This window comes from Granulicella mallensis (assembly GCF_014203225.1).
GTDB classification, from domain to species: Bacteria; Acidobacteriota; Terriglobia; order Terriglobales; family Acidobacteriaceae; genus Granulicella; species Granulicella mallensis_A.
This window is the reverse complement of sequence record NZ_JACHIO010000004.1, coordinates 81,929-94,582: the sequence shown is the minus strand read 5'-3', so window position 1 is coordinate 94,582 and position 12,654 is coordinate 81,929. Positions and strand designations below refer to the sequence as shown.

The following is a 12,654-nucleotide window of genomic DNA, read 5'->3' as shown; positions in this document are numbered from 1 at the left end:
GCTTCTGCAATTGCGTAAGTGTTCTCAAACGCTTTCGAGTCCCGGCCAGCGATAACTCCTCTCTACTACAATCGTGGAGTCCGAAGGCAAAGACCTTTTTGCGGTTGAATCAACTTTGCTCACCGAGATCCAAAGGAGTTACCTTGCTTCGTCTTTTGAGTAGCACGTTCCTGATCAGCATGACGCTAGGCGCAGGCCTGGCTATAGCCCAGACACCGCAGGTTGCGGCTCCTCCGGCTCGCCCGACGCCACCCACCCGCGACCCTCATACGCCTGGTTATGTTACGGCTACGGAACTGCCCGATGGCACTCTTCCGCCGGCGAATGCGGATGGAAACTTTATCATCGGCCCTACGCACAACTATGCCTCGGAGATGGCCGAGCAGACAGGCGTGCCGAAGGGAACAGTGTATGAGTTTACAATGAACTCAGCGGATAGCAAGATCTATCCCGGCATAGCGCGTGACGCCAATACCTTCGGCACGGCCGATCCCGCTAACCCCGGCAAGCTCATGGTGACGACCAGCCATCCTGCTCCCTATGTTCGCAAGGTGTCGGTCTATGTTCCCAAACAGTACGTTCCGGGAACGGCCGCTCCGTTCATCGTTGGAGCGGACGGCCCTGACCGGGCCTTGTTTCTGGCCTTGGACAATCTGATCGCTGAGCACAAGGTGCCGGCGATGATCGCCATCTCTATCGGCAATGGTGGTGGTGATGCCCAGGGCAGCGAACGCGGCCTGGAGTACGACACCATGTCCGGCCGGTATGCGGAGTTCGTCGAGAAAGAGGTGCTGCCTCTTGTGGAGAAGCAGTACAACGTGAAGTTGACCAAAGACCCCGAAGGCCGGGCGACGATGGGCGGCAGCTCTGGTGGCTCCTGTGCCCTCATCATGGCGTGGTATCACCCCGAGTTATACCATCGCGTTCTTACTTATTCAGGGACTTATGTGAATCAGCAGTGGCCGTATCATCCCGAGACTCCTCATGGGGCGTGGGAGTTTCACGAGCACTTGATTGCGAAGACTCCGGCTAAGCCGATTCGACTCTGGATGGAAGTGGGGGACAGAGACCTGCTCAATCCGAATGCGATGAGAGACGAGATGCACGACTGGGTTGTTGCTAACGAGAAGATGGCGCGGGTGCTGGCAGCGAAGGGCTACCACTACCAGTTTGTCTTCGCTCGCAACGCGGGGCACACGGATCGTGCGGTGAAGCAGCAGACCTTGTCTGAGGCTCTGGAGTATGTGTGGCAGGGGTATCCCGTTGCAGGAGAGAAGAAGTAGCCCGAAGGGGGTCTGTACCGATAGTGCTCCATGAGCGTTGATGACTAATCAAAGCATCCAAACATGGAAATTGTTCAAAAGCTACTTTTAACACTCTCGCAAGTTGTAAGTGTGGGCAGCTCGATCTGTGTCGTACAAAGGTAGATTCTTGTTCGGTTGATGACGGCAAGTGTGTTTGTTGAGCCTGACGAGCTGCGAATGCCTAGAATGATCTTGTCATTCAGGAACTACGGTTGGAGCAACTACGAACTTTATGTTTGGCCCTGCGAACCTTTAAGGCGTCGTGTCTGCGGTAGCACGTGAGAGGAATCATTTGTCAATGATCATCGACGAAATAGAAAAGTTACCGCCGCAAGTATTCGTGTCCTATTCGTGGGATTCTGTACAGCATCGTAAATGGGTATTGGCATTCGCAACTCGACTTCGTGGAGACGGTATCGACGTGATCTTGGACCAATGGGCTCTCCAGCCTGGGGGAGATAGGACTCAGTTCATGGAGATGTCCGTTACCAATGCGGAACGCGTCCTAATCGTCTGTACTGATCGGTATGCTAAGAAAGCGGGGAGTCGGACAGGTGGTGTGGGCTATGAAGCCATGATCATCACAAGCGAAATAGCCGCACGCATTGACAGTGACAAATTCGTTCCGATCTTGAGAGCGGACGAGTTTGATACTGCTTCTCCCGTATGGCTCCGTACAAAAATTGGAGTGGATTTACGTGGGGACCCCTATTCCGAAGAAGCATACCAGACACTGCTAAGGTCTTTACACAGGCAATCAGTCGCAGCGCCTGCTATTGGCCCAGTGCCTTCGTTCGATTTTGCAGAAAACAATCTAGTCGAGACGAATGATATTCCCTCCCATGGACATATGGAAGACAGCACTGTTGTACGGCCCGAAGCAGCACCAGAAATGGTCGCACCCGTACAAATAGATACTTTTTGTCTTAGTGAGGAGACTCTCGATTCTGCATTCAACGCCATTTTGCATCATGGCTACGGGGATTTTTTCCCAGATCCCCCAGAGTGGGCAGTTGTCGAAAGTGATTGGACCGAACTGCGTACACTTCTTACGAAGGTCGATCTTTATCACTACCAGCCGTTCCGACCAACACGCGCGTTTGCTCCAAAATCTAAAATTTTTCTTCGGCCTGTGACGTTGTTACACCCAGTTGATTTAATTCTCTACACTGCGCTGGTAGCACGGCTTGTGTCAGCTATTAACGATCGCAGAATTTCGGAAAGCGAGGCCCGAGTATTCTCATTCCGTTTTTCTGGCGAAGACAATGAGCTTTATGGAGATGATTCTAGTCACGCAGAATTCGCAGAAGCCAAGGATAGCCGAGCACGGTCCTTCCCCACAGGCTATATGGGTTCCGTTGATATCGCCGACTTCTATTCACAACTCAGGCACCGGCCTGTCCGTGAGGCACTGGACTTCTGTACAGAGGGATTGGGAGATCTGAGCCTTTTCCCTGTTGTGGTAGAGCGCTTTCTCCAGAATCTAACACCTGATGCCGAAACTTACGGAATACCCATAGGTCCCGCAGCATCAAGACCTCTCGCGGAAGCCGCACTGATTCAGATTGATGATGCGCTTCTGGGCGCAGATGTGGACTTTATCCGTTACATTGATGATTTTGTAATTTATGGGGCTACGCGTGAAATCGTTGAGTGGGGGATACGCAAGCTTGGCGAACTCCTCGCCTCCCAAATGGGATTGTCGCTTCATGCCGCAAAGACAAAGCTGCAGCGGTGTTCGGACTACATTTTGGAAACGTCTACGAGCGGAAATTCAGAAGATACTGTTGAGGCGCGTTTTGCTAAGCTGATCGAAGACCATTTCTACGATGAATCCGGTCGACTTCTTGACGAGTTAACAGAGAGTGAACGAGAAGCCTTGGATTCGGTAGACCTTGAGAAAGTCCTTACGGAAGCGTTAGATGAGGATGAGATTGACTACAAGAAAGTCGCATTCATTTTGGACAGGCTATCGTCTCTTGAGCGTGCTGACCTCATCGATATAGTCATGAGCCATCTGGGCCGTTTATATCCTGTTGCCCATGCGCTTCAGTCGTTTTTCCTGACGGGGAAGCATCTTTCGTCCGATGACAAGAAGAACGCTGCAACGGGACTGCTTGCCCCTATCCTTGCTGCGGGCCCGCAACAGGCACCTGAGTTCTATTCGATCTGGATACTTGATTTATTCCGATCTGATGCTGCATGGAATCACGCGATCGAACTTGGTCGTGTCTTCAGAAATAGTGGGTCCCAGGCCATCCGCAGGTATGGAGCACTGGCACTTTCCGTCAGCGGAGGTCGGTCAGAAGCTCAACTGCTCAAAGAGGCTTTTTCGTCATCAGATGATATGACTCGATGCGCGCTTATCTTAGGAATCGGAAAACTCACAGCGGAAGAGAAGAAACGCTGGCTGGAAAGAAATGAGCTTGATTGGTTTGAAGCGTTCCTCGTAAGGCATTCATAGAGGGTTGCCGACAAGGAATAGGTAATCTAATCGACTTAATTGAGCGTGCCTCGTTTCTGTCTCTCTGAGCGCTCTCGACGGAAAGTAACGCCGAGTTTCTGCGGGAGGCTTCTGGCGTACAAGATCGCAGTTATGAGATGAATTAGACAGCAAAAGGGGCAGACTCAAGTCTGCCCCTTTTGGCTATTGCTGCGGTTATTGTGCCGAACTATCTGCGGTCAATCCACGATACTTCAGCATGGGCTTCGCGTTTGGTTCTGCACCGAGCCAGGTTGAGTACATCTTTTCGAGATCTTCCGTGTTGCCGCGTGAGAGCACCATGTTGCGGAAGCGATCACCGTTGGCTCGTGTAAGGCCGCCGTGGTCTTCGAACCACTGGAAGGCGTTATCGTCGAGCATCTCGCTCCAGAGGTAGGCGTAGTAGCCTGCCGCATACCCGTTGCCCCAGATGTGCATGAAGTAGCTGGAGCGATAGCGGGTTGGAACGGTTTCTAATGCGAGGTGCTTACGTACCAGAGCCTCTTGCTCGAACTTGTCCGGCGCCTGGATCGGAGCCGTCGGTGATAGCGTGTGCCACTGCATATCGAGTTCGGCGGCAGCAAGAATTTCCGTGAGAGCGTAGCCCTGGTTGAAGGTCGCAGCCTTCTTGATCTTTGCTACTAACTCCGCAGGCATGGGAGCGCCCGTCTGGTAGTGGCGTGCGAAGTGGTTGAAGACCTGAGGGTAGGTTGCCCAGTGCTCATTGAACTGGGAAGGGAACTCAACGAAGTCGCGCGGGACTGACGTTCCGGAGAGGCTGGGATAAGTCGTGTTGGCGAACATGCCGTGCAGGCCATGGCCGAACTCGTGGAACATGGTGGTGACGTCGTCGAAGCTGATCAGCGCAGGCTGGCCCGGCGCGGGCTTGGCGAAGTTGGCGACGTTGTAGACCACGGGCAGCGTGCCGAGCAGCTTCGACTGGCCGACGAACTCGTCCATCCACGCGCCACCGTTTTTGTTGTCGCGCTTGAAGTAGTCGCAGTAGAAGAGCGCGAGCGGCTTGCCGTTGACGTCCGAGACCTCGAAGACACGCACATCGGGGTTATAGACGGGGATGTCTTTGCGCTCCTTGAAGGAGATGCCATAAAGCTCATGGGCGGCGTAGAAGACGCCATCCTGCAGCACGCGGCTTAGTTCGAAGTAAGGCTTTACCTGTGCCTGGTCGAGATCGAACTTCGCCTTGCGGACCTGTTCGGAGTAGAGATCCCAGTCCGAGGGCTGAAGCTTGAAGCCGCCCTTCTGGGCGTCGATCAGGGCTTGAATATCCTGTGCCTCGCTCTGAGCCTTGGCGGTTGCAGCAGGGACGAGAGCATCCATGAAGTGGAGTGCGGCCTCGGGGTTCTTGGCCATCTGGTCCTGCAGGTTCCAGGCAGCGTAGCTGGGGAAGCCAAGGAGCTGCGCCTTCTGCGCGCGAATCTGTGCGATGCGAGCGATGGTGTCGCGGGTGTCGTTGGCTCCGCCACGCTCGGCCCGTGTCCAGGAGTTCTGGAAGAGGGCCTGCCGCGTGCTGCGGTTGGTCAGTTGGGCGAGATCGGGCTGTTGGGTGGTGTTTTGCAGTGGGATGACGAATCCGTCCTGCTTGCGGTCCTTGGCTGCGAGTGCCGCGGCATCGATCTGGGCGTCGCTTAGTCCAGCGAGGGTGGTTTTGTCGGTGGTGCTGTAGGCGGCGTCCTTGGTGGCCGCGAGCAGCTTGGTGATGAAGGCGTTCGAGAGGATCGACTCCTCTTCATTCAGCTTCTTCAACTTCGTCTTGTCAGCCTCGGAGAGGTTGGCTCCGGCTTTGACGAACTGACGGTAGTCGAACTCCAGCAGGCGCAGTTGCTCGGGCTCCAGCTTGAGCGCGTCGCGCTTTTCGTAGAGAGCCGAGATGCGGGCGAAGAGCTTGCTGTCGAGATTGATGGCGTCCTGGTGCGCGGCCAGCTTGGGGGCTTCGATCTCCTGCACCTTCTGGATATCGGGGTTGGTGTTCGCACCGGCGACTCCGCCGAAGACCCCCATGACGCGGGCCAGCAGTTGCCCGGACCGCTCCATCGCGATGATGGTGTTCTCAAAGGTTGGCGCGGCGGGATCGTTGGCGATGGCATTCATCTCCACGCGCTGCTGGGCCATGCCGGCCTCGATCGCCGGCTGATAGTCGCTATCGTGGATCTTGTCGAAGGGCGGCGCCTGGAAGGGCAAAGTGCTGGGTGCGTAGAAGGGATTCGACGGCCCGAAGGCAGCAGGCTGCTGTGCGGCTGCGCTGTTGCCGAGGGCGAGTGTGCCTGCTGCGAGAATGAGTCCGGTTTGTGCCAAGGCACGAGTCCTCCTGAAAACCTGCATGGTTGCCATATTGTCTTTTGCTCCTGAGGGAATGCGGGGTGCATGTCTCCTGTCTCAGGAAGGATACTTCATCGCAAATACCAAGGTATCGATCCTGTGGGGCGGTCACCGCCAAACCGTGGGCAGAGATATGAGTAAGATGGACTGCGCATTCGATTCCCAATAACAACAGGCAAGGAATAAAGAATGATCGCGAAGAGCTTTGAAAAGATCGGACTGTTTGTTTCCCTCTGTTTTATGGTCGTGGTTCCAATCGCATCGTATGCACAGGCCGTTCCGGCAGAGAGGGCGAATGAGGCCCGCATCGATCGCCTGTTGCACCAGATGACCCTGGAAGAGAAGATGAACCTGATTCGGGGTGGTGTGGAACCCGAGGCAGAGTATCAGGGACAGGCCGGCTATCTGCCTGGGGTGCCCCGTCTGCATATTCCCTCCCTTCGTTTCGCAGATGGACCGCCGGGCCTCCTGACCCGTGTTCCGGCGCAGGCCGAGACTGCGACCATGGGTGTCGCCGCTACGTTCAGCCTTCGCGATGCGGAGCAGAACGGCATCGTCATTGGGCGTGAGGCGAGATCGCTCGGCATCGATGTTGTGCTTCAGCCGTTCATCAATATCGATCGTGACCTTACCTTCGCGCGCGGATACAACACCTTTGGAGAAGACCCGGTGCTGACTGGGAAGATGGGTGCTGCGGAGATTCGGGGAGCCCAGTCTCAGGGCGTGATGGCGCAGGCCAAACACTATGTTGGCTACGATACGGACTCCTACAACGTCTTCATCGATCAGCAGGCACTCCACGAGGTCTATGTCGCTCCCTTTGAAGAGGCTGTGCGTGCGGGTGTCTCGTCCATCATGTGTTCCTACAACAGGCTCAATGGACCGTTCGCCTGTGGCAACGACAACACGCTCAAGACGATTCTCCGCGATCAGATCGGCTTTCGAGGCTTCGTCACGTCCGACTGGGGCGCTGTGCACAGCGTGAAGTTCATCAATCGCGGACTCGACATGGAGATGCCTGGCGAGGTCCCGGCCGACAGTCCCTTCGCGGCATTCATGCATACCTTTTTCCGGACAGTGACTCCAGCGGGCGCTGCGCCCCGCGAGCTGAACGCGGATGACCTGGCCGGCATACTGGGTGGTCCAATTCCGGAAGAGCCACGCAAAGGGGGGCTGGATCTTGGAGCCTTTCCGCGCGATGCCGACCCGAAGACCATGAAGGAGTCTCTTCAGGACGGCTCGATTACAGAGGCCACGATTACACAAGCGGCACGGCGTGTGCTCTATGAGATGGACCGCTTCGGCTACCTTGATGGCAAGCAGAAACACAACGTCACCCCGCAGGACGTTGAGGCAAATGCCGCAGTCATCGAGAAGACCGCAGAGGATGCGGCAGTCCTCTTGAAGAACGACGACCATGTACTTCCTCTCAAGGAAGAAGAGCTCGCCGACCTCGTGCTGATTGGCCCAACCGCTGGGCAGGTTGCTGCCATTGGCACCTTTGGCGAGCGCTCCCCAGGTCTTACGGAGCGTCAGGTCGGCCCACTCGCCGCTCTCCGAAAGCTCGCGCCCAACGCGAAGATTGCTTACGCGGTGGATGACGACATGACAGGCACGCCCATTCCTGCCGGGCTGTTGTCGCACGATGGTCAGCCGGGCTTGCTGCGCGCAGAGAGCAACGGTAAGAAGAGTGTCGATCCGATCCTGGACTTTACGCAGACGAATCACAGCGCTCTCCCTCCGAACAGTGCAATCACGTGGAAGGGAGAACTCTCCGTGCGGGCCGATGGTGAGTACTGGCTCTACCTGCAGGCCATCGGTACACGCGGACGCCTATGGGTCGATGGAAAGGAACTTGGTCGTACCGGTGCAACCAAGGGCACCGTACATGGCGACATCCAGCACGCTTCGCAGGACAACGGGCTCCCCACGACGGATGGATTGGACAATGTTCGCCGTGCGATCCAGTTATCGAAAGGTGCTCATACACTCTCCGTTGAGATCTCAAGCGATACCTCGGGTGCTCCGGTACAGATCAGGCTCAACTGGATGACGCCTGAGATGCGGACGGCTAATCATGCGGCAGCGCTGGCAGCGGCCAAGTCTGCAAGGACTGCGGTTGTATTTCTCTGGACGCGCGACAAACCGAGCTTCGAGCTGCCGGGTGAGCAAAACCGTCTGGTTGAAGAGGTTGCTGCAGTCAATCCGAACACGATCGTTGTGCTCAACACCAGCCAGGCGATCGACATGCCTTGGCTGCCGAAGGTGAAGGCGGTGCTCGAGATGTGGTGGCCAGGCGACGAAGGCGGATGGGCTACCGCGAAGACACTGCTGGGACAAAATAATCCGGCTGGACGGCTGCCGTTCACCTGGGCAAAGCAGTTGACGGACTATCCCGCGACCAATCCGGCGCATCCTGAGCGCTCTGCTAAAGGCGTGGACGGAAAGACCACTTTTTCCGAAGGCGTACTGGTCGGCTATCGCTGGTTTGACGAGCGTAAGATCGATCCGCTCTTCGCCTTTGGCGAGGGACTTTCTTACACGCACTTCGAGTATTCGGATATGAAGGCGACGAGGTCTCCGGATGGAGGTGCCACGGTTTCCATTCGTATCAAAAATACGGGGAGGGTTGCGGGCGATGAAGTGCCTCAGGTTTATCTGGAAGCGCCTAAGGATCGGCCTGCGGGGGTTCAGTTTGCTGAGCGGAAGCTGGTGGCCTTCGATCGTCTGACGCTGCAACCAAACGAGAGCAAAGAAGTCACACTGCGGATTCAGCCACGTCAGTTCCAGTATTGGTCGACGTCAACCAATGCGTGGGTTCTGCCAGCGGGGAGCCGCACCTTGAGAGCAGGCTCGTCCTCGCGTGACCTGAAACTAGAGGCGACGATCCATTGATCGTCGCCTCTGGTAGCTATTTATAAAGCCGTTTCTGAAATGGCGTAGAGGCATATTATCTTGTTTTAGTTTTTGCTTTTCTGGTTGTCATTCCGAGCGCAGCGAGCGAACCTGTTGTCTCCCGTTTTTCGCCAGTGTTGCCACAAACGTTACGCGTTGCCACAAAGCAACCCCTATCCGTTTCAGCTCATATGTCTTTTGGGTGGTACGAGCAAAGAGCGGGAGACAGCAGGTTCGCTCGCTGCGCTCGGAATGACAACCAGAAAAGCAAAGGCAAAAACAAGAGCAACGGCAATTGCCGTTGCTCTTGTTTTTCTACTTTCCACGCAATTTCAAGAACTACTCTAAGTCTTGCCGTGATGGTTATGCTTCGACAACCTTCTTGCCGGGCTTGCTGAAGCGTTCGAGGAACGACTTCAGCAGCACATACAGAACCGGGATGAAGAAGAGGTTCAGCACGGTGGAGAGAATCATGCCGCCGACGATGGCTGTACCGACCGAGTGCCGTCCCAGCTTGCCTGCGCCGGTTGCGAACACCAGTGGCAGAACGCCGAGGATGAAGGCCGAGCTCGTCATGAGAATCGGACGCAGGCGAAGCTCGCCGGCCTGAATCGCAGCCTCCGCGATACTGAGACCCTTCTCGCGAATCTGCTCGGCGAACTCGACGATAAGAATCGAGTTCTTAGCCGAGAGGCCGATCAGCATGACAAGGCCGATCTGCACGTAGACGTCGTCCACGAGCCCTCTCCAGGAGACTAAAGACAGCGCACCGAGCACGGCCATCGGCACCGCAAGAAGGATGATGAACGGAAGCGCGAAGCTCTCATACTGTGCCGAGAGTGCGAGATAAACCACCAACAGACCCAGGGCAAAGATGACGATCGCTTTGCCGCTGGACTCGATCTCTTCGAGCGCGAGTCCGGACCACTCAAAGCTCATGCCTTGCAGCATGTTCTTCTTCGCGACAGACTCCATGGCAGCGAGACCTTCTGAGGAGGACTTGCCTGGAGCGGCAGAGCCGAGGATCTCAGCTGAGCGGAAGAGGTTGTAGTGGCTGATGGTCTGCGGGCCGGAGCTTTCATCGATGGTGACCAGATCGTCGAGCGGCACCATCTGTCCGGAGTTGGTGCGGACGTAGAACTGGCGGATATCTTTCGACGTGCGGCGGAACGGAGCATCGGCCTGCACATACACGCGGTAGGAGCGGTTGTTGAACTCGAAGTCGTTGACGTACTCCGATCCCATGTAGACGCTGAGCGCGTCGCTGATCTGCGAGAAGGGTACGCCGATGGTCTTGGCCTTTTCGCGATCGATGTTGACGAGCAGTTGAGGGTCATTGGAGGTGAAGCTCGTGAACATCCCGGTGAGGCCGGACTTCGGATCGTTACCTGCGGCGGCGATCTGGTGCGCGATGCGATCGATGTCCTGCAAGGTGTTGCGGCCCAGGTCCTGCAGTTCGAATTGGAAGCCTCCGAAGTTACCGAGGCCCTGAATCGCGGGCGGTGGGAAGGCTACGACGATGCCGCCGGGAATGCCTAAGAGTTTTGGAGACACGCGTTCGATGATGTCTGTGTCGGCGTGGCCCTTTTCAAGGCGCTTGTCCTGCGGCTGCAACGGAACGAAGATAAGGCCCTGGTTCGGCGACGTGCCGCTGAATCCGAAGCCCATAACGGAGAAGGTGCCTAGGACATCTTTGTCCTGCGAGAGGATGGCCTGCGCCTGGTCGGCCAGGTGGGTTGTATAGCTGAGTGATGCACCCTGCGGAGCCAGCACCTGCAGAATGAAGTAGCCCTGGTCTTCTCCGGGGACGAAGGCCGTCGGCACATGCTGATACATGTAGCCCGTGGCGGCAAGACCGGCGATGAAGAGCAGCATCATGACCCAGCGGATGCGCAGGATGAAATGGATCGCGCGGCCATACGCGGAGGCGAGGGCCGTGAGCGAGTTGTCGACAAGATGTGCAAAGCCGCGATAGGCACGCTTGAGAAACTCGACGTGTGTCCAATCCAGGAACTTGTACTTATCTTCTTCTCCGCGCAGGAAGAGCGCGGCGAGTGCGGGCGAAAGCGTCAACGCGTTGAACGCCGAGATGGCAATGGCGAACGCAATCGTCAACGAGAACTGCTTGTACAAAATGCCCGTGGTGCCAGGGAAGAAGCTGACGGGCACGAACACGCTGATGAGCACGAGCGAGGTCGCGATGACGGCGCTGGTGACCTCAGCCATAGCCACAGAAGTGGCCTTGTGCGGATCGTGGTCCGAATTATTGGGGTCCGCTTCGGAGAGATGGCGCTGCACATTTTCGATGACGACGATCGCGTCATCGACGACCAGGCCCGTGGCGAGTGTGATGCCGAAGAGCGTAAGCGAGTTAATGGAGAAGCCGAAGATCTTAATGAAGGCAAAGGTCCCGATCAGCGAGACCGGAATTGTAATGGCCGGAATGATGGTTGCGCGCCAATCGAGCAGGAACAGGAAGATGACGGCGATGACGATGACGATTGCTTCCGCGAGGGTGATGACGACCTCGTGGATGGAGTCGCCGATGACGGTTGTGGTGTCGAACGCAACCGTGTAGTGCAGGCCGGGAGGGAAGCTCTTGGAGAGCTCGAGCAGCGCGGCCTTGCCCTTGCGATCGACGTCGAGTGCGTTGGCGGTAGATAGCTGCTGCACGCCAATGCCGACGGCGGTAGCGCCGGAGAAGTTGAGGTTCGTGCCGTAGTCTTCGGCACCGAGCTCGGCACGGCCCACATCGCGAAGCTGGATGATGCCGGTGGGGCCATTCTTGAGGACGATGTTGTTGAACTGCTCCGGTGTGGTGAGGCGGCCGACAGCGCGCACCGAGTATTGGAAGTCCTGAGGGGGAGACATGGGCTGCTGGCCGACGTTACCCGCCGCGATCTCGACGTTTTGCTCCTGGAGTGCACTGATGACATCGGTCGCTGTGAGTTGACGCGCGGCCAGTTTCGTGGGGTCCAACCAGAGGCGCATCGCATATTTGCGAACACCGAAGATCTGCGCGGCGCCCACGCCGGAGATGCGCTCCAGGGGGTCCTTGACGTACAGGTCGATGTAGTTGGAGATGAAATCCTGCGAGTAGCGATTGTTGTCGGAGTAGAAGCCCGCTGCAAAGACGAAGTTGGGGTTCGACTTGGTGATGGTGACGCCGGTGTTCTTGACGGCCTGCGGCAGCAGGCCCTGCGCGCTGGAGACACGATTTTGCACGTCGACGGCCGCGATGTTGATGTCGTAGCCGGTCTGGAACGTAATCGTGATGGTGCTGCTGCCATCGTTGCTGCTCGAGGACGTGATGTAGCGCATGCCCTCCACGCCGTTGATGGACTCTTCAAGCGGTGTTGTGACGTCGTGCTCGACGGTCTGAGAGTTAGCGCCGATGTAGACGCTGCTTACCGTGACCTGTGGCGGTGCGAGATCAGGGTAGAGCGAGATCGGGAGACCGGGGATGACGACAGCTCCAGCGAGCACGATGAGCAGGGCGCAGACGGAGGCGAAGACCGGGCGGCGAATGAAAAAGTCTACGAACAAGGGAGCTTACCTCGGAGGTATTCAAAAGAGCTAAAAGCAGGCCCTGCCCCTTCGACTATGCGCAGGGGCAGGAGGTTGGTTCATACAGTG

5 protein-coding genes are annotated in these 12,654 nt (G+C 56.7%); 3 read left to right on the top strand and 2 right to left on the bottom strand.

The window, feature by feature from the left end; all coding sequences use genetic code 11:
• The first annotated feature begins 143 nt into the window (after window positions 1–143).
• Together HDF15_RS05345 and HDF15_RS05340 are read left to right on the top strand one after the other, a co-directional pair.
• The gene (locus tag HDF15_RS05345) at window positions 144–1,283 is read left to right on the top strand and encodes an esterase family protein (RefSeq protein WP_260330857.1); all 1,140 of its coding nucleotides are present in this window, start codon (window positions 144–146) and stop codon (window positions 1,281–1,283) included.
• Between the two features lie 319 nt (window positions 1,284–1,602).
• A complete protein-coding gene (locus HDF15_RS05340; RefSeq protein ID WP_184253480.1) occupies window positions 1,603–3,768 on the top strand; it encodes a TIR domain-containing protein in 2,166 nt (721 codons plus the stop codon).
• Between the two features lie 195 nt (window positions 3,769–3,963).
• On the opposite strand, the gene dcp is transcribed toward HDF15_RS05340, so the two are convergent.
• Window positions 3,964–6,099: a peptidyl-dipeptidase Dcp gene (gene dcp / locus HDF15_RS05335; protein WP_221314289.1), complete on the bottom strand. Its 2,136-nt coding sequence runs from the start codon at window positions 6,097–6,099 to the stop codon at window positions 3,964–3,966.
• Window positions 6,100–6,312: 213 nt separating this feature from the next.
• Between dcp and HDF15_RS05330 the strand changes: the two genes are divergently transcribed.
• Complete coding sequence (locus HDF15_RS05330; RefSeq protein WP_184253478.1) at window positions 6,313–9,018, top strand: glycoside hydrolase family 3 C-terminal domain-containing protein; 2,706 nt, start codon at window positions 6,313–6,315, stop codon at window positions 9,016–9,018.
• Window positions 9,019–9,381: 363 nt separating this feature from the next.
• Here the strand turns inward: HDF15_RS05330 and HDF15_RS05325 are convergent, their stop codons facing one another.
• Window positions 9,382–12,564 (bottom strand): efflux RND transporter permease subunit, encoded by a 3,183-nt coding sequence (locus HDF15_RS05325; protein WP_184253476.1) that lies wholly within the window; start codon window positions 12,562–12,564, stop codon window positions 9,382–9,384.
• Between the last annotated feature and the right edge of the window lie 90 nt (window positions 12,565–12,654).